The sequence below is a fragment of the Mesorhizobium alhagi CCNWXJ12-2 genome (assembly GCF_000236565.1).
Classification (GTDB): domain Bacteria; phylum Pseudomonadota; class Alphaproteobacteria; order Rhizobiales; family Rhizobiaceae; genus Allomesorhizobium; species Allomesorhizobium alhagi.
Genome location: NZ_AHAM01000144.1, coordinates 58804 through 75956, shown reverse-complemented (window position 1 = coordinate 75956; position 17153 = coordinate 58804). Strand labels below are relative to the sequence as shown.

Genomic DNA, 17153 nt, shown 5'->3' with positions numbered 1-17153 from the left:
TCAGCCGCGCGGACCGCTATTCCGCGGCTTCGTTAAGGGGGATCAGTCGCCGCCCGACCTGCTGCAGATGCAGGCGCATGGCCGCTGCAGCGCCGCCGAGGTCGCGCTCGGCGATCGCCTCGACGATGCGTTCATGGTCTGCGAAGCTGTGGTGGTCGGCCGGGGGGCGGGCGCCATCCGAGCGCAGGCGGCCCCACACGACGGTGCGGCGCACGGCGTTCAGCACGTCGAAAAGGCCGAGCAGCACATTGTTGCGGCTCGCCTGCGCGATCTGCCGGTGGAGCAGATTGTCGACATTCTCATACTGCCGCCAGGTGGCGGCTTCGCGCGTCTGGACCAGCGATTGCCGCATCGCGGCGATATCTGAGAGCGTGGCGTGCAGCGCGGCCTCGCGCGCGATCTCCGGCTCGATGATCAGCCGCGCCCGCATCACGTCGGCCGGATTGGTGCGGCCGGCGATCTCGGAGATGCCGATGGTTTCCTCGACCGGTCCGCTGCCGACAAAGGTGCCCTTGCCGACATGCCGCCAGATGCGGCCGTCCTTCTCCAGCACCGCCAGCGCCTTGCGCAGGTCGCCGCGCGAAACGCCGAGGCTTTCGCATAATTCCCGTTCCGCCGGCAGCCGCGTCTCGCCCTTGTGATCCATCTGGGCGAGATAGGCCTGAAGCTGGACCAGTGCGGCGTGGCCGCCATTCCCGCCAACATCCATCGATTTAACCAATTCGCGCATTGATTCCCATTGCTGGTGTTAAGATGATTGGTCCAAGGCGTCAATATCCAGAACTTATGTTGTTGCAGACGGATTGCGATAGATTCATCCTTGACCAATTCACGCCATAGGCTTAACCAATACCATTATTGGTTACAAAACGGGAGGAATAAAAATGGCCAGCCTGTCCAGACGTACCATCCTTGCAACGGTTTTCGCGGCGGTCCTTGGAAGCGCCGCGCCTATGTCGGCGGCAAGCGCCGGCGATATGCGCATCGCATTCGGCGATCTGCCCGGCATCGAATCGATCCAGACCCTGGCCGCGATCGAGCGCGCCAAGGAGCGGGGGGTTAATGTCGAACTGATCATCCTCAACGACGAGGATCTGGCGACCCAGGCGGTCGTCGGCGGCCAGGCCGATGTCGGCATCGGCGCGCCCTATACGCTGATCCAGAAGGTCGGCGTGCCGATCCGCATCTTTGCGCAGATTTCCACGCAGCGGTTCTTCCCGGTCGTCAACAGCGAATTCTACAAGGAATGGAAGGATCTCGACGGGCAGGAGGTCGCGGTGCAGGCGCGGGGCTCCGGCACCGAGGCGGTCATGCTGCTGATGGCCAAGAACAATGGCATCGAACTCGGCCAGATCAGCTACGTTCCCGGCTCCGAAGTCCGGCGCAACGCGCTGCTTCAGGGAACGATCAAGGCCTCGATCGTCGATGCGGCCAACCGGCGCGCACTCGAGACGGAAGCGCCGGGCAAGTTCATCGTGCTGCCTGTCGAAAATGTCAGCGCATCGGACGAGACCGTGTTCGCCACGGCCGAATATCTCAAGAACAATGCGGCCGACGTCGATATCCTGGTCGAGGAGTTGATCAAGACCGGGCGCGAAATCACCGAGAACCCGGCTGTCGCTCTCGAATTGAGAAACAAATACAAGCTTCTGCCGGACCTTGGCGCGGAGGCTGATACGGAAATCACGGAATACTACAAGGAGACGGCCGAGGCAGGCGCTCTGGCGCTGAATGGCGGCGGGGCCGAGGCGGCTGCCGCAGACTTCGCGTTCTTCACCGCCGCCGGCCAGATCGAAGGCGATCCCGCCACCCTCAAGGTGGAGGATTTCTGGGATACGGCCGCGATCGACCGCGCCGTCGCCAAGCTCGGCAAGAAATAGGCCCGGCCTGATGGCGAGCAGCATTAGAACAGAGGGCGAAGCCGTTGGCTTCGCTCCCCTTTCCGGGCGCGGCGAAGCGGCAGGGTGGCAGGATCGCCCGATCCTTCTCCGCCTCATATCGATCGCGCTCTTTGCAGGTATCTGGGAAATCGCCGGGCGCATTCCCGTCAGTTTCGCCTTCCCGACCTTTTCCGACACGATCGTCGCCTTCTTCGGGCTGATGGCCGACGGCAGCATGCCCAGCGCCTATCTTTCGACGCTGCAGCCGCTGCTTCTCGGCGTCGTGCTCTCGGCCTTCATCGGCGTCGGCCTCGGCACGCTCTGCGGTCTGTGGCGCACCGGGGAATGGCTGGCGATCCCGATCTTCATCGTTCTGCAGGCGGCGCCGGTGGCGGCCTTCATTCCGATGGTCACCTTCGTCTACGGCATAGGCCTGACCGCCAAGGTGCTTGCCGTGATGATCCTGGCTTTGCCGGTCATCGTGCTCAACACCTACAAGGCGGTGCGCAACGTCAACGAATCGCTGCTCGTGATGTGCCGCTCGTTCCTGGGCACGCGTTGGCAGAGCGTCATCAAGATTATCCTTCCCGACGCCAGCCCAGTGATCTTCGCCGGCCTGCGTCTCGGCGTCGCCGCCGGCTTTGTCGGCGTCGTGCTTGCCGAATTGCTGATCACGCCGACCGGCATCGGCGACCTCATCACTTTCCACCGCTCGCGCGCAGATTACGCCGAGATGTATGCAACAATCGGCTCGATCATCGCGCTTTCGACCCTCACGCTGGTTTTCCTGCAGTGGGTCGAAGTCCGCATTTTCAGGCCCGAGAAGAGAGGAGCCTGACATGCGCAGCGCTGTATTGCGAAAGGAACCGCCGCCCATGCCGGCGCCAGTCGATTCGATCGTGGAGGTCAGGGGTATTTCCAAGACCTACGGGGATGTCGAGGCGCTGCGCAGCGTCGATCTCGACTTCCCCCGCGGCAAGCTGACCAGCCTTCTCGGGCCGAGCGGCTGCGGAAAAACCACGCTGCTTAAGATCATTGCCGGCCTCATCGAGGCCAATGCCGGGACCGTCACGGTCGATGGCAAGCCGGTCAGCGGACCGGGGCCCGAACGCGCCTTCGTCTTTCAGGATTTCGCGCTGATGCCCTGGGCGACGGTGATGCGCAACGTGGCTTTCGGCCTCGAATTGCGCGGCGTCGCCAAGACCGAACGCGAGGACAAGGCGCGCCACTATATCCGCGAAGTCGGCCTGGCCGGTTTCGAGAACAAATATCCGCACGAGCTTTCGGGCGGCATGCGCCAGCGCGTCGGCCTGGCGCGCGCTCTCTCGGTCGATGCGGAGGTGTTGCTTCTCGACGAGCCGTTCTCGGCGGTCGACGAGCAGAACCGGCGCAAATTCCAGGAAGATCTGATCCGGCTCAGGACCAACCAGAACAAGACCTTCATCTTCGTCACCCACTCGATCGAGGAGGCGGTCTACATTTCCGACCGCATCGTCCTGCTGTCGCCGCGGCCGGGCCGCGTTTCGCAGATCATCGAGCCCGAAATCGACCGTTCGGGCGACCCCGAGCGCATCCACCGCGACCAGCACTACCTCGATACGGTCGACGAGATCTGGCAGGGGCTGAAGCAGTATGTGGAGTAAGCGGCCATGACCCTCTTTGGCTACCGCGTGCCGATGATGGCGTCGCTCCTGGTCTGGTGCGTCGTCTGGGAGATCGTCGGCCGGCTTGACCTCATCTTCCTGCTGCCGCCCTTCAGCGATGTTCTGGTGGCGGCGGTCGATCTCGTGCAATTGCCGTCCTGGCAGAGCGCGACCATCACGACGGTCCGCGCCTTCGCCATCGGCATGGCCCTGGCGATCGCGGTCGGCATTCCGCTCGGCATCCTCATGGGGCGCGTGAGGATCGCCGACAACCTGCTCGGAATGTGGGTCAACATCTTCTCCAGCGCGCCGCTCTCGGCGATCGTGCCGGTGCTGATGATCCTGTTCGGCTTCGGCGAAAAGACGATCGTGGCCGCTGTGTTCCTCTTCGCGATCTGGATCATCGTTCTCGATACGAGGGCAGGCGTCCGGCATATCTCGCCATCGCTGATCGAGATGGCGCGTTCCTACGGCGCGTCGCGCCCGGCGCTCTATACCAAGATCATCCTTTGGGCCGCGTTGCCGGAAATCCTCGCCGGCATCCGCCTTGGCCTCATCCGCGGCGTCAAAGGCGTCGTCATCGGCCAGTTGCTCGTCGCCATCGTCGGCTACGGCGCGCTGTTCGAAACCTTCTCGCGGAACTTCCGCATGGCCGAATTCTGGGCCCTCACCATCATCCTTTTTGCCTTCGCCCTGCTGATCTCCGAACTGATCGAAAGAGCCGAAGCCAAAGTCGAATATTATGCAGGAGCAAGACAGTGAACATGCACGGCGCAACCTCGAACTACGTCATCCAGCCGACCGCCATCCCGGCCCTGCCGGTTCAGGGAACCGACAAATTATTTCCGGTGCATCGGGTCTATTGCGTCGGCCGGAACTACGCCGCGCACGCTGTCGAGATGGGCCACGACCCCAACAAGGAGCCGCCCTTCTTCTTCCAGAAAAACCCGGACAATCTCGATACATCAGGCGAATTTCCCTATCCGCCCGCGTCCAACGACGTCCATTACGAGATCGAAATGGTCGTGGCGCTGAAAAGCGGCGGCACGGACATCCCAGTCGAGAAGGCTATGGATTGCGTTTACGGCTACGGCATCGGCCTCGACATGACGCGGCGCGATTTGCAGGGCAAGGCCAAGGAGATGGGCCGCCCATGGGAGGTCGGAAAAGCGTTCGAGGCGTCGGGGCCGTGCACGCCGCTGGTGCCGGCAAGCGCCATCGGCCATCCAACCCAGGGTGCGATCTGGCTGGACGTCAACGGCGAGCGCAAGCAGACCGGCGATTTGAACCAGATGATCTGGAAGGTTCCGGAAATGATCAGCTATCTGTCGGGCCTGTTCACACTGATGCCGGGCGACGTCATCCTTTCGGGAACGCCGGCCGGCGTCGGAGCGGTCACCCGTGGCGACGTGCTTCGCGGCCATGTCGACGGCGTCGGCGACATCGAGGTCCGCGTTGTCTGACGGCAAACCGGCCGCGATCAGATCGCGGCCGGCTGTTGCTCTTGCCTATGCCGACAGGTTCTTGACGATCGGCAGCTTGCGGATCGTCTTGCCGGTGGCGGCGCGCAGCGCATTGGCGACCGCCGGGCCGATCGGCGGCACGCCGGGCTCGCCGACGCCCGTCGGCGGTTCGTCGGAGGGTACGATGTGCACCTCCACCTTCGGCATCTGGTCGATGCGCAGCGGCGTATAGGTGTCGTAGTTCTCCTGGTCGACCACGCCTCCGGTCAGCGTCAGTTCCTCCTGCAGGATCGCGCCGAGCCCGAAGCCGATGCCGCCCTCCATCTGGGCGCGGATCTGGTCGGGGTTGATCGCGGTGCCGCAGTCGACGGCGCAGACCACGCGGTCGACGGTGAAGTCGGTGCCGCCCTTGAAGGTGATCTCCACCACCTCCGCCACATAGGTGTGGAAGCTCTCATGCAGCGCCACGCCACGGAACCGGCCCTCCGGCAGCGGCTTTTCCCAGTCGGCCTTCTCCGCCGCGAGCCGAAGCACCGCGGCGTGCCGCGGATGCTTTTCTAGCATGGACAGGCGGAACTCGACCGGGTCGCGGTTGGAGGCCGCGGCGAGTTCGTCGACGAAAGTCTCCATGACATAGGCGGTGTGGGTCGAGCCGACCGAGCGCCACCACAGCACGGGGATCTTCACGTCGGTCGTCGTCAGGTCGATCTTCAAATTGGGCACCGCATAGGGGAGGTTGGAGGCTCCCTCGACCGAAGTCGCGTCGACGCCGTTCTCGATCATCGCCTCCATGGGCGAGCCCGCCATGATCGACTGCCCGACAATGTGGTCGTGCATCGCCACGATGTTCCCGTCCTTGTCGAGACCTGCCTTGATCGCATGGACATAGGCAGGCCGGTAGCGGCCGCCCCGCATGTCGTTCTCGCGCGTCCACTGCACCTTGACCGGCTTGCCGGGACCGAGCGCCTTGGCGACCGCGACCGACTCGACGATCAAATCCGCGTCCGCAACGGCGCGCCGTCCGAAACTGCCGCCGGTCTTCATGACATGCAACTTGACCTTGTCCGGCGTGGTTCCGGCGACCTGAGCGGCGGCCGCCTGGTAGATATCGGGCATCTGGTGACCGCCCCAGACCTCGACCGTGCCGTCCTCGCCGATGCGCGCAACGGCGTTCAGCGGCTCGATCGAGGCATGGACGAGGTAAGGGAACTCGTAATGCCCCTCCACGACCTTGTCCGCGCTTGCCATCGCCGCGGCAGCGTCGCCGTCATTGCGGGCCGTGGCCTTGGCCGGACCGTCGGCAAGCTTGTTGTACTCCGCCATGATCTCGGCCGTGCCGCGCTGCTCGGCATTGGCCTCGTTCCACTCGACGGTGACCAGGTCGCGGCCCTTCATTGCCGCCCACATGTTCTCGCCGACGACCGCGATGCCGCGCGGCGTCTGGATCACGTCGACCACGCCATCAAGCGCCTTGGCCTTGGCCGCGTCGAAGCTCGCCACCTCGGCGCCGAATTTCGGCGGATGGATCATGACGGCGGTCAACAGCCCGTCCATCTTCAAGTCGATCGTGTAGGGCTGGGTGCCGTTGGTCTTGCCGGCGGAATCGTAGCGCTTCAGCGTATCGGAGCCGATCTGGGTCCACTTGTCGCGCGGCTTCAGCGGCACATCCTCGGGGACCGGCATACCGGCCGCGGCTTGCGCCAACTCGCCGAATGTGGCGCGCTTGTTCGATCCGTGGGCGACCACGCCGGAAGCCACCGTGACCTCGTCGGCGGGTGCGTTCCACTCCTTTGCGGCAGCCGCGACCAGCATGGCGCGGGCGGCCGCGCCGGCCTTGCGGTAGCGCTCCCACGACGAGGTCATGGAGGTGGAGCCGCCGGTACCCTGGAAGGCGCCGCCCCAGGCGAGATTGCCGAACAGGGCGGTGTTGCCTGAGCCGCCGATCACGTCGACCTGCGCCCAATCGCCGTCGAGTTCTTCCATCACCAGCGTGGCGATGCCGAAATAGGAGCCTTGCCCCATTTCGAATTGCGAGGAGTGGATGACGATCCGGTTCTCTGGTGTGATCTCGACATAGGTCTGGAACGGGTTGGCCTGTGCGGCCACGGGCGCGGCTTGCGCGGCCGCCGGCCCGGCGGCGATCAGCCGGTAGCCGACCGCGAGGCCGGCCGCGGTTGCAGCCGTGCCGATGAGGAACTGGCGGCGTGTCGCCTGCACCGCTTCTTTCTTTGCGCGAAATTGCAACATGGTTATGCCTCCAGCCGGTTCGCGGCTTCGTGGATCGCCGTGCGGATGCGTTGATAGGTGGCGCAGCGGCAGAGATTGCCGCTCATCGCCGAATCGATGTCGTCGTCGGTTGGCTTGGGTGTCTCGGCCAGAAGAGCGGCGGCCGACATGATCTGGCCGGACTGGCAATAGCCGCATTGCGGCACGTCAAGCTCGGCCCAGACGGCCTGCACCGTCTCGCCGACCTTGCCGGACAGGCCTTCGATGGTGGTGATCGAGGCGCCTTCTATGTCGCTGATCGCGGTCTGGCACGAGCGTGTCGGCACGCCGTCTATATGGACCGTGCAGGCGCCGCACTGCGCGAGGCCGCAACCGAATTTGGTTCCAGTCAACCCGACGACGTCGCGGATGGCCCACAGCAGCGGCATTTCCGGGTCGGCGTCGAGCGTTTGCGCTTCGCCATTGAGGGTGAAAGCGACCATGGCTGGCTCTCCTTGTCTTGGGGCTGGCTATCTTTCGGGGCTGCGCCTCATCCGGCTGGGGCAACCGGACGTCGTTCGCGAGGTGTAGCTCTGCAGAGCCTAGAGTCAGGCCGCCAAGCCAACAAGCGCTTAAGCGGCCAATCGCGATATCGTGAACGGCCCAAGCCAAATGCACAGGAAATGAGCGCATTTTATGCAGAATGCGGCCTTGCTGAAATTATGAGCAGCTTTGCTGCCGACTGCCCAAATCGACTCCAATCCATCGCTGCGGGCAGCGCCAGCCCGGCTTCGGATTTTGCTCCGGATCTCTAACCCTTTGAGCACACACGCTTAATCCGTCGGCATTGGTGTTTTGCCCGGACTGGCACGCCGGTTGCATTGCATTACGCGGTGCTAAAACAACCCTGTTTGGAGGTGTGGAATATGAGGGGTACTTTCTCGACACTCGGAAAATTCCTGTCCGCGAGCGCTGTCGCGGCAGGTCTCGGTCTCGCCACGCCGGCATTGGCGCAGGAAGAGACGATCAAGGTCGGCGTCCTGCATTCGCTGTCGGGCACGATGGCGATTTCGGAGACGACGCTGAAGGATACGATGCTGTTCCTGATCGAGGAGCAGAACAAGAAGGGCGGGCTGCTCGGCAAGAAGCTCGAAGCCGTGGTGGTCGACCCGGCATCCGACTGGCCGCTGTTTGCGGAAAAGGCGCGCGAACTGATCGCCGTCGACAAGGTCTCTGCCGTGTTCGGCTGCTGGACCTCGGTGTCGCGCAAGTCCGTGCTGCCGGTGTTCGAGGAACTGAATTCGGTGCTCTTCTATCCCGTCCAGTATGAGGGCGAGGAGAGCCAGCGCAACGTCTTCTACACCGGCGCTGCCCCGAACCAGCAGGCGATCCCTGCCGTCGACTATCTGATGAACGAGGAAGGCGTCGAGCGCTGGGTGCTTGCCGGCACCGACTACGTCTATCCGCAGACGACCAACAAGATCCTGCAGGCCTATCTGGAATCGAAGGGCGTGGCCAAGGAAGACATCATGATCAACTACACGCCATTCGGTCATTCCGACTGGCAGACGATCGTGACCGACATCAAGAATTTCGGCTCGGCCGGCAAGAAGACCGCCGTCGTGTCGACGATCAACGGCGACGCCAACGTTCCGTTCTACAAGGAACTCGGCAACCAGGGCATCAAGGCCGAGGACATCCCGGTGGTCGCCTTCTCGGTGGGCGAGGAAGAGCTTGCCGGCCTCGACACCGCTCCGCTTGTCGGCCATTTGACCGCGTGGAATTACTTCCAGTCTGTCGACACGCCGGAGAATGCAGCCTTCATCGACGCCTGGCGCGCTTTCACCAAGAACGACAAGCGCGTCACCAATGACCCGATGGAAGCGCATGTGATCGGCTTCAACATGTGGGTCAAGGCCGTCGAGAAAGCCGGCACCACCGATCCGGACGCCGTGATCGATTCCATCATCGGCGTGTCCGTGCCGAACCTGACCGGCGGCTTCTCGTCGATGATGCCGAACCACCACATCACCAAGCCGGTGCTGATCGGCGAAATCCAGGCCGATGGCCAGATGGAAACCGTCTGGGAGACCTCTGGCCTGGTGGTCGGCGACGAATGGTCCGACTACCTGCCGGACTCCAAGGACCTGATCGCCGACTGGCGTGCGCCGCTCTCTTGCGGAAACTTCAACGTCGCCACCGGCAAATGCGGTGGCAAGGGCATCAACTAACCTGAAGTTGACCGCAAGCGCTTCCGGGCGGGACCTCTCCTCCCTCCCGCCCGGAAGCTTTCCAGAGCGACAACAAAACAACATGACCGAATCCGCTCCACGTTGCCCCCCTCTGTCCTGCCGGACATCTCCCCCACAAGGGGGGAGATCGGCAGCTTCGACGTTGCTGCTTTCCTGGCAGCGCTGGAGATTGGCGAAGGTAGGGCGGCCGGCGCAATCTCCCCCCAAGTGGGGGAGATGGCCGGCAGGCCAGAGGGGGGCGCGACAGAGCGCTGTCTTTGCATTTCTCTTCCTCTCACTGCTGGGCGTTTTCGCTTCCCCCGCCCACGCCGACGAAGCCGCGCTTCGTCCCATCATCGCTAAATTCGCGGCGGCGAAGAATTTCAAGGCCACCGAGGCGGTCGTGCAGGAGCTGGCGGCAACCGGCGATCCCGCTGTCGAACGCCCGCTGGCCGCGCTCGCCGAAGGCGACCTCTATTTCCGCAAATCCGATTCCGCCGTTTTCATCGGCAGGGAAGCCCGCCAGGCGATCAAGCTCGCCGACCCGCTTACCGGCGAGGAGGCAGGCGAAGAACCGAAGGCGGCCTTCACCAAGATCAAGGTGAACAACGCGCTGCGGCGGAGCATCCGAGACGCGCTCGGCGGGCTGACGCTCGGCTCGCCCGACGCCAATGCCCGCATCGCCGCCGCCGACACCATGTTCAAGACGCCGGTTGCCGCGAATATCGAAGCGCTCGACGCTGCAATCGCCAAGGAAACGGTCGGCTCGGTGAAGCTGAAACTCGAGCAGGCGCGGGCCTCCTCCGTGCTGGTCTCCGACCTGCCCGAAGACGAGAAGCTCGCCGCAATCGACATAATCGCCGGCGTGGGTAGCCGCGATGCGCTGTCGCTCCTCACCGGCTACGAGGCCGGCGCGGAGGGGGCGCTGAAGGACGCCGCTTCGGCAGCCGTTGCCAGCATGAACTCGACGCTGGCGCTGTGGGCCTCCGCCCAGAACGTCTGGTACGGCCTGTCACTCGGCTCGGTGCTGCTGCTCGCAGCGATCGGGCTCGCCATCACCTTCGGCGTCATGGGCGTCATCAACATGGCGCATGGCGAGATGGTGATGCTCGGCGCCTACACGACCTTCGTCGTGCAGAATATCATCCGCACGTCCTTCCCCGGCCTGTTCGACTGGTCGCTGGCGATCGCGCTGCCGCTCGCCTTCCTGGTCGCCGGCGCGGTCGGGCTCGCCATCGAGCGCGGCATCATCCGCTTCCTCTACGGCCGCCCGCTGGAGACGCTGCTCGCCACATGGGGCGTGTCGCTGATCCTGCAGCAGGCGGTGCGCTCGATCTTTGGCCCGACCAACCGCGAGGTCGGCAATCCGTCCTGGATGTCGGGAGCATTCGACATGGGCGAGCTTTCGGTCACCTGGAACCGGCTGTGGATCCTCGCCTTCTCGCTCGCCGTCTTCTTCCTGCTGCTCTTCGTCATGAAGCGCACATCCTGGGGCCTGCAGATGCGCGCCGTGACGGCCAACCGCCGCATGGCCTCGTCGATGGGCATCAGGACGCCATGGGTCGACGCGCTGACCTTCGCGCTCGGCTCGGGCATAGCCGGAATTGCCGGGGTGGCGCTTTCGCAGATCGACAACGTCTCGCCCAATCTCGGCCAGGGCTACATCATCGACAGCTTCATGGTCGTGGTGTTCGGCGGCGTCGGCAATCTGTGGGGCACGCTGGTCGGCGCATTCTCGCTCGGCGTGCTCAACAAATTTCTCGAGCCCTATGCCGGCGCGGTGCTCGGCAAGATCCTCGTCCTCGTGCTGATCATCCTGTTCATCCAGAAACGTCCGCGCGGCCTGTTCGCGCTGAAGGGCAGGGCGGTGGAAGCATGATCGCCGCCCGCTTCTTGGGCTCCGACCGCCGCATCTTCATCGCCATCGCGCTGCTGGTCGCGGCGGCGATCGTCGTGCCCGTGCTCAACGTCGCCGTGCCGGCCGGCAGCGCCTTCCACGTGCCGCCCTATATGGTGGCGCTGGTCGGCAAATATCTCTGCTATGCGCTGCTGGCGCTGTCGCTCGACCTCGTATGGGGCTATTGCGGCATCCTCTCGCTCGGCCACGGCGCCTTCTTTGCGCTCGGCGGCTACGCGATGGGCATGTATCTGATGCGCCAGATCGGCTCGAGGGGCGTCTACGGCAATCCCGACCTGCCGGACTTCATGGTGTTCCTGAACTGGAAGGAACTGCCCTGGTTCTGGTACGGCTTCGACCAGTTCTGGTTCGCGGCGTTGATGGTGATGCTCGTGCCGGGGCTGCTCGCCTTCGTCTTCGGCTGGTTCGCTTTCAGGAGCCGCGTCACCGGCGTCTATCTGTCGATCATCACGCAGGCGATGACCTATGCGCTGCTGCTCGCCTTCTTCCGCAACGACATGGGCTTCGGCGGCAATAACGGCCTGACCGACTTCAAGGATATACTCGGCTTCAACGTGCAGGCGAACGCGACGCGCTCGGCGCTGTTTGCCGCCAGCGCGATCGCGCTGGCGCTCGGCGTCTTCGTCACCTGGCTGATCGTGAGCTCGAAATTCGGCAAGCTGCTGATCGCCGTGCGCGATGCCGAAAGCCGCACCCGCTTCCTCGGCTGGCGGGCCGAGAACGTGAAGCTCTTCGCCTTCACCGTATCGGCGGTGATGGCCGGCATCGCCGGCGCGCTCTACGTGCCGCAGGTCGGCATCATCAATCCGGGCGAGTTCGAGCCCGGCAATTCGATCGAGGTTGTCGTGTGGACCGCCGTCGGCGGTCGCGGCACCATCATCGGCCCGATCATCGGCGCGCTGCTCGTCAATGCCGGAAAGAGCTGGTTCACCGGCGCGCTGCCAGAACTGTGGCTGTTCGCGCTCGGCGGGCTGTTCGTCGCCGTCACGCTGTTCCTGCCCAGGGGCATCGTCGGCCTGTGGGACCAGTGGCGCGATGCGCGGGCGCAGCGGGCGGTTTCCGTCGCGGCGGAGGCCGGCACGGACATAGACCCGACGCCGCCAAAGGCCATCCGCTCGCAATCGAGCGCACAAGCCGGCGAGTGGGCGAAACCCAGCGGCGGCCCCGAGCCGCAGCCGGCGGAGTAGAAGATGTCGAAATCCGGCCCCATCCTCTATCTCGACGGCGTCTCGGTGGCCTTCGACGGCTTTCGCGCCATCAACAAGCTCTCGCTGGTGCTCGACAGGGGCGAGATGCGCGCGATCATCGGCCCCAACGGGGCGGGCAAAACGACGATGATGGACATCGTCACCGGCAAGACGCGGCCCGACGAGGGCGAGGTGTTCTTCGACGGTCAGGTCGATCTGACACGCCACGACGAGGCCGAGATCGCCATGATGGGGATCGGGCGCAAGTTCCAGAAGCCGACCGTGTTCGAAAGCCATACGGTCGAGGACAATCTGGTGCTGTCGCTCAACGGTCCGCGCTCGATCTTTCCCGCGCTGTTCCACCGCCGGTCGGCCGAGGAGGCGCGCCGTATCGACGACATACTCGGCGTCACGCGGCTCGGCGACAAGCGCAGTACCCTGGCCGCCAACCTCTCGCACGGCCAGAAGCAGTGGCTGGAGATCGGCATGCTCCTGGCCCAGGATCCGAAGCTTCTTTTGGTCGACGAGCCCGTCGCCGGCATGACCGACGCCGAGACTGAAGAAACCGCGCGCCTCCTGAAGGATATCAACCAGACGCATTCGGTCATCGTCGTCGAGCACGACATGCATTTCGTGCGCGAGCTTGGCGTAAAAGTCACATGTCTGCACGAAGGTGCGGTTCTGTCCGAAGGAACACTTGATTTTGTCTCGTCAGATGAGCGAGTAATGGAGGTGTATCTTGGGCGGTAGGGACTGCAATGAACTCTCGCGAGCTTTGGACGCGTTTACGCGCCGGCTTGAAAGCTGGCCAGTTTCAGGTCGGGAATGTCGAGTGGCGCGACGACGTCGGCGCGCCACCGTTCAAACTGAAAGGCATATGGGAGACGCAGACGGCTTCCGGTGCGCGGGAGTGCTGGCGGGTCTCGTTCAGCTGTCACCACAGGCCCATCACCGTCGAGACCAGAAAGCCCCGGCCCAAGCTGTGGCTGGTCGAGTCGAAAGCCTCCTGACCTTTTGCGGAGGCTTCTGATGCTGGAAGTCTCCAACGCCACCCTCCATTATGGCGCCGCCCAGGCGCTGCGCGGGGTCTCGCTCACGGCGCAAGCGGGCAAGATCACCTGCGTGCTCGGCCGCAACGGTGTCGGCAAAACCAGTCTGATGAGATCGATCGTCGGCCACCACCGGCTCACATCGGGAAGCGTAGCCTTCGAGGGGAAGGCGCTCGGCCGGAGCGCGGCGTACGACCGCGCCCGGTCGGGCATCGCATTCGTGCCGCAGGGGCGGGAAATCTTTCCGTTGCTGACCGTGAAGGAAAATCTCGAATCCGGCTTCGCGTCGCTGAAACGTGCCGACCGCAATGTTCCCGGACATGTCTTCGAGCTTTTCCCGGTGCTGAGGCAGATGCTGTCGCGGCGCGGCGGCGATCTGTCGGGAGGACAACAGCAGCAACTCGCCATCGGCCGTGCGCTTGTCATGCGCCCGAAGCTGCTGGTGCTCGACGAGCCGACCGAGGGCATCCAGCCGTCGATCATCAAGGATATCGGCCGCGCCATCCACTATCTGCGCGACCAGGCAGGCATCGCCGTGCTGCTGGTCGAGCAGTATCTCGACTTCTGCCGCGAACTCGCCGACGAAGTCTACGTCATGGATCGCGGCCAGATCGTGCATACCGGCCCGGCCGAAGACCTCGACAGGCCGCATGTGCGGAAGTTTTTGACGGTCTGACCCACGCCCGCAGCGCGCCCGGTCACTCTTCGATCTGGCGCGTCGAACACTCGTAGACCGAGGCGCCGGTTTCGGCGTCCACACCCTGCAGGCTGACATCGTAGCCCCAGAGCTTGCGGACATGGCGCAGCGTCGCGTCCCGACTCTCCTCCTCCAGGACGATGCCGTCCCTGACCTTGTGCTGCAGACGCAGATGCCGGTCGCCGAGCAGATCCAGATCGACCACCTGGATGTCAGACCGGCTAGTCCCGACATCATAGCTGTCGGCGAGCGCCGAGCGAATCTTCTCGTATCCCCGTTCGTTGTGGATCGACGCGACCTGGTAATGCGCTTCGTTGGCAGCGTCGTTGAGGGTGAAGAGCCGCCATTTCCGTATCAGCCTCGGGCTGAGATACTGACGGATGAAGGATTCGTCGCGATGGTTGGCCCAGGCATCGAGCATGGTTTCGCGCCAGTCGCCATTGCCGGCAATGTCGGGAAACCAGTCGCGGTCCTCTGCCGTCGGCTCCGTGCAGATTCGCTGGATATCCTGCATCAGGTCGAGGCCGAGCGCGTAGGGATTGATGCCCGAATAGCGCTGATCGTCGAATGCCGGCTGGAAAACCACGTTCGAATGGCTGCGCAGGATCTCCAGCATCGCGCCTTCGCTGATCTGGCCCCGGTCGAAAAGCGTGTTCATGATGGTGTAGTGCACGAAGGTGGCGCAGCCTTCATTCATCACCTGCGTCTGCCGCTGCGGGTAAAAATACTGCGCGACGATACGGACGATCCTGATGATCTCGCGCTGCCAAGGCTCCAGGATCAGGCTGTTCTTCTCCAGGAAATAAAGCAGGTTCTCTTCCGGCAGATGCAGCGATCTTTTCCGCTCCGCGATCTTGGATTCCGCCTCGCCGGCCGGTTCGCCGCTCTTCGACTTGGGAATGGTCCGCCACAGATCGTTGTATGACCGTTCTTCATATTCCAGTCGCTCGCGAATGCCTTCGCGCTGCTTTTCCGAAGAAAGCTTCGGCGGACGCCGGTACCTGAACACGCCCTGTTCCATCAACGCATGCGCCGCATCGAGGATTTCCTCCACTGCGGCCAGCCCGTGGCGTTCCTCGCAGCGCGTGATGTAGCTCTTGGCGAAATCCAGGTAGCTCAGGATCGAGCCCGCATCCGTCCACTGGCGGAACAGGTAATTGTTCTTGAAGAAATGGTTGTGCCCGAAAGCCGCGTGCGCCGTCACCAATGCCTGCAAGGGCATGGTGTTCTCCTCCATCAGGTAGACGATGCAGGGGTTGGAGTTGATGACGAGTTCGTAAGCGAGCCCGCGACCGGCCTTGCGATACAAAAGCTCCTGATAGAGAAAATGCTTGCCGAACGACCAGTGGCGGTACATCAGCGGCATGCCGATCGATGAGTAGGCGTCGAGCATCTGCTCGGACGAGATGACCTCCATCTGCACGGGATACACGTCGAGGCCGAGCTCTTCGGTTGCGATCTTCTCTATGGCGTCGTGGGCGCGCGACAGCGTGGCGAAATCCCAGTCCGAGCCGGAAAACAGCAAACCGGATGTGCCTGCATCCATGGACATTCCCCCTTGCTCTCATCCGCTCTTTTGAGGGGTGGGTTGCTTGGTGAAGAGTCGGCGGAAGACCGGATAAATGTCGGCGGCCTTTGCGATGCGGGTCATCTGGAAATTCGGCCAATTGTCGTCGACGGTGCTGTAGGCCTGCCACAGCGAGGTGCCGTTGTCCGTCGAGCCGAAGATGTGGCTCTCGCGCTCGTCGATGATCTCGACATAGGCGAAGTACTGGCACAGCCGCATGATCTCGTTGTCGAGAAGTGAAATGCAGCGCTCGGAATCGGTGACGGAATTGTCGCCATCCGACGCTTGCGCGGCATAGATGTTCCACTCGCTGCTGGGATAGCGCTCGTCGATGACGCGGCGCATTTCCTCCAGCGCGGTGGAGACGATCGTGCCGCCGCTTTGCGTGCTGTAGAAGAAGGTTTCCTCGTCCACCTCCTGCGCCTCGTGGGTGTGGCGGATGAAGACGATTTCGGTGCGGTCGTAGCGGCGCTTCAGGAAAAGGTGGAGCAGCACGAAGAACCGCTTGGCCAGATCCTTCTCGCGCTCTCCCATGGAGCCCGACACGTCCATGAGGCAGAACATCACCGCATTGGCGTTCGGCACAGGCTGCGGGTCGAAGCGGTTGAAGCGGATGTCGATCGGGTCGACAAAGGCGATCAGCCTGCGCCGGCGCTCCAGCCGTTCCAGTTCCTCGCGCAGCTCGGCTATCCGCTGGTGTGTGGCCGCATTCGGCGGGGCCTCCTCCAGCGCCGCCAATTCCTGCTGCACCGCTTCCACGTCCCGGCGCTTGGGACGCTTCAGCGCGATGCGGCGGCCATGGCTGTGGCGCATCGTCCGCCCGACATTGATGTTGGTCGCAGATCCGGTCACGGTAAAGCCAGCCCGGCGCGGCTTGAACGCGACGATTTCCTTGAGATTGAGCTTGACCATATCGGGCAGTTCGAGATCCTCGAAGAAAAGGTCGAGCACCTCTTCACGCGAAAGCACGAAACGGAAATCGTCTTCGGAAACCCGCTTGCCGGGCCGGCTTCCGATCCCACCGCCCTGGCTGGGCTTCGCGATCCGGTCGCCGGGGGCAAAATGCTTGTTTCCCGGCAGGACGTGCTGGCGCCGGCCGCTGTCCTTCGCGTCGTCGAACCTCGGCTCGCTGGTGCCCTTGGCGGGCATCGAAACCGCATGCTCGGCGTCGACGTCGGAAATCTTGCCGGTTCGGATCTGGTCCCTGATGCTGTGCTTCAACTCCTCGCGCGCACGGCGCAAGAAGCGCTGGCGGTTGCCAAGGCTCTTATCCTTCGGGTTCAGTCGGCGATCGATGAAGATCGGCATGAAGC

Annotated in this window: 15 protein-coding genes; 10 read left to right on the top strand and 5 right to left on the bottom strand. The window is 63.6% G+C overall.

The genetic code is table 11. The features are described from left to right. Nucleotides 1-16: 16 nt before the first annotated feature. Nucleotides 17-709 carry a FadR/GntR family transcriptional regulator gene (locus MAXJ12_RS17395; RefSeq protein ID WP_040586621.1) on the bottom strand — a complete coding sequence of 231 codons (693 nt, stop codon included), beginning with the start codon at nucleotides 707-709 and terminating at the stop codon, nucleotides 17-19. A 175-nt stretch (nucleotides 710-884) separates the two neighbouring features. Between MAXJ12_RS17395 and MAXJ12_RS17390 the strand changes: the two genes are divergently transcribed. The 5 genes from MAXJ12_RS17390 to MAXJ12_RS17370 are packed head-to-tail and all read left to right on the top strand — an operon-like array spanning nucleotide 885 to nucleotide 4986. Next, complete coding sequence (locus MAXJ12_RS17390) at nucleotides 885-1880, top strand: ABC transporter substrate-binding protein (RefSeq protein ID WP_008837242.1); 996 nt, start codon at nucleotides 885-887, stop codon at nucleotides 1878-1880. A 10-nt stretch (nucleotides 1881-1890) separates the two neighbouring features. Then, nucleotides 1891-2718, top strand: coding sequence for an ABC transporter permease (locus tag MAXJ12_RS17385; RefSeq protein ID WP_008837241.1), 828 nt, complete (start codon nucleotides 1891-1893; stop codon nucleotides 2716-2718). A 37-nt stretch (nucleotides 2719-2755) separates the two neighbouring features. Beyond that, on the top strand, nucleotides 2756-3523 hold the full coding sequence (locus MAXJ12_RS17380) for an ABC transporter ATP-binding protein (RefSeq protein WP_244421509.1): 768 nt from the start codon (nucleotides 2756-2758) through the stop codon (nucleotides 3521-3523). A 6-nt stretch (nucleotides 3524-3529) separates the two neighbouring features. After that, complete coding sequence (locus MAXJ12_RS17375) at nucleotides 3530-4285, top strand: ABC transporter permease (RefSeq protein ID WP_008837239.1); 756 nt, start codon at nucleotides 3530-3532, stop codon at nucleotides 4283-4285. A 2-nt stretch (nucleotides 4286-4287) separates the two neighbouring features. Then, nucleotides 4288-4986: a fumarylacetoacetate hydrolase family protein gene (locus MAXJ12_RS17370; RefSeq protein WP_040586600.1), complete on the top strand. Its 699-nt coding sequence runs from the start codon at nucleotides 4288-4290 to the stop codon at nucleotides 4984-4986. 45 nt (nucleotides 4987-5031) lie between these two features. Here MAXJ12_RS17370 and MAXJ12_RS17365 read toward each other — a convergent pair whose 3' ends face one another. After that, on the bottom strand, nucleotides 5032-7233 hold the full coding sequence (locus MAXJ12_RS17365) for a xanthine dehydrogenase family protein molybdopterin-binding subunit (protein WP_008837237.1): 2202 nt from the start codon (nucleotides 7231-7233) through the stop codon (nucleotides 5032-5034). Between the two features lie 2 nt (nucleotides 7234-7235). Next, nucleotides 7236-7694 (bottom strand): (2Fe-2S)-binding protein, encoded by a 459-nt coding sequence (locus MAXJ12_RS17360; protein ID WP_008837236.1) that lies wholly within the window; start codon nucleotides 7692-7694, stop codon nucleotides 7236-7238. 423 nt (nucleotides 7695-8117) lie between these two features. Between MAXJ12_RS17360 and urtA the strand changes: the two genes are divergently transcribed. The 5 genes from urtA (at nucleotide 8118) to urtE (ending at nucleotide 14252) form a co-directional block, all read left to right on the top strand. Continuing rightward, on the top strand, nucleotides 8118-9422 hold the full coding sequence (gene urtA, locus MAXJ12_RS17355) for an urea ABC transporter substrate-binding protein (protein ID WP_008837235.1): 1305 nt from the start codon (nucleotides 8118-8120) through the stop codon (nucleotides 9420-9422). A 298-nt stretch (nucleotides 9423-9720) separates the two neighbouring features. After that, nucleotides 9721-11301, top strand: a complete 1581-nt coding sequence (urtB, locus tag MAXJ12_RS17350; protein WP_040586619.1) for an urea ABC transporter permease subunit UrtB — start codon at nucleotides 9721-9723, stop codon at nucleotides 11299-11301. After that, complete coding sequence (urtC, locus tag MAXJ12_RS17345; protein WP_008837233.1) at nucleotides 11298-12527, top strand: urea ABC transporter permease subunit UrtC; 1230 nt, start codon at nucleotides 11298-11300, stop codon at nucleotides 12525-12527. Before urtB ends, urtC begins: the two co-directional genes overlap by 4 nt. Before the next feature lie 3 nt (nucleotides 12528-12530). After that, nucleotides 12531-13277, top strand: coding sequence for an urea ABC transporter ATP-binding protein UrtD (gene urtD / locus MAXJ12_RS17340; protein WP_008837232.1), 747 nt, complete (start codon nucleotides 12531-12533; stop codon nucleotides 13275-13277). A gap of 279 nt (nucleotides 13278-13556) precedes the next feature. Next, nucleotides 13557-14252 carry an urea ABC transporter ATP-binding subunit UrtE gene (urtE, locus tag MAXJ12_RS17330; protein WP_008837230.1) on the top strand — a complete coding sequence of 232 codons (696 nt, stop codon included), beginning with the start codon at nucleotides 13557-13559 and terminating at the stop codon, nucleotides 14250-14252. Nucleotides 14253-14274: 22 nt separating this feature from the next. On the opposite strand, the gene MAXJ12_RS17325 is transcribed toward urtE, so the two are convergent. Both MAXJ12_RS17325 and MAXJ12_RS17320 read right to left on the bottom strand, forming a co-directional pair. Beyond that, nucleotides 14275-15825 carry a SpoVR family protein gene (locus MAXJ12_RS17325; protein WP_040586598.1) on the bottom strand — a complete coding sequence of 517 codons (1551 nt, stop codon included), beginning with the start codon at nucleotides 15823-15825 and terminating at the stop codon, nucleotides 14275-14277. Nucleotides 15826-15837: 12 nt separating this feature from the next. Further along, entirely contained in the window at nucleotides 15838-17148 is a 1311-nt protein-coding gene (locus tag MAXJ12_RS17320; RefSeq protein ID WP_008837228.1) for a YeaH/YhbH family protein, read from the bottom strand. Nucleotides 17149-17153 lie beyond the last annotated feature (5 nt).

What these genes read in the sequence shown, in the direction of transcription:
- MAXJ12_RS17395 (WP_040586621.1), bottom strand. Translation starts at nt 709, where the DNA reads ATGGATGTTGGCGGGAATGGCGGCCACGCCGCACTGGTCCAGCTTCAG.
- MAXJ12_RS17390 (WP_008837242.1), top strand. Translation starts at nt 885, where the DNA reads ATGGCCAGCCTGTCCAGACGTACCATCCTTGCAACGGTTTTCGCGGCG.
- MAXJ12_RS17385 (WP_008837241.1), top strand. Translation starts at nt 1,891, where the DNA reads ATGGCGAGCAGCATTAGAACAGAGGGCGAAGCCGTTGGCTTCGCTCCC.
- MAXJ12_RS17380 (WP_244421509.1), top strand. Translation starts at nt 2,756, where the DNA reads ATGCCGGCGCCAGTCGATTCGATCGTGGAGGTCAGGGGTATTTCCAAG.
- MAXJ12_RS17375 (WP_008837239.1), top strand. Translation starts at nt 3,530, where the DNA reads ATGACCCTCTTTGGCTACCGCGTGCCGATGATGGCGTCGCTCCTGGTC.
- MAXJ12_RS17370 (WP_040586600.1), top strand. Translation starts at nt 4,288, where the DNA reads ATGCACGGCGCAACCTCGAACTACGTCATCCAGCCGACCGCCATCCCG.
- MAXJ12_RS17365 (WP_008837237.1), bottom strand. Translation starts at nt 7,233, where the DNA reads ATGTTGCAATTTCGCGCAAAGAAAGAAGCGGTGCAGGCGACACGCCGC.
- MAXJ12_RS17360 (WP_008837236.1), bottom strand. Translation starts at nt 7,694, where the DNA reads ATGGTCGCTTTCACCCTCAATGGCGAAGCGCAAACGCTCGACGCCGAC.
- urtA (WP_008837235.1), top strand. Translation starts at nt 8,118, where the DNA reads ATGAGGGGTACTTTCTCGACACTCGGAAAATTCCTGTCCGCGAGCGCT.
- urtC (WP_008837233.1), top strand. Translation starts at nt 11,298, where the DNA reads ATGATCGCCGCCCGCTTCTTGGGCTCCGACCGCCGCATCTTCATCGCC.
- urtD (WP_008837232.1), top strand. Translation starts at nt 12,531, where the DNA reads ATGTCGAAATCCGGCCCCATCCTCTATCTCGACGGCGTCTCGGTGGCC.
- urtE (WP_008837230.1), top strand. Translation starts at nt 13,557, where the DNA reads ATGCTGGAAGTCTCCAACGCCACCCTCCATTATGGCGCCGCCCAGGCG.
- MAXJ12_RS17325 (WP_040586598.1), bottom strand. Translation starts at nt 15,825, where the DNA reads ATGTCCATGGATGCAGGCACATCCGGTTTGCTGTTTTCCGGCTCGGAC.
- MAXJ12_RS17320 (WP_008837228.1), bottom strand. Translation starts at nt 17,148, where the DNA reads ATGCCGATCTTCATCGATCGCCGACTGAACCCGAAGGATAAGAGCCTT.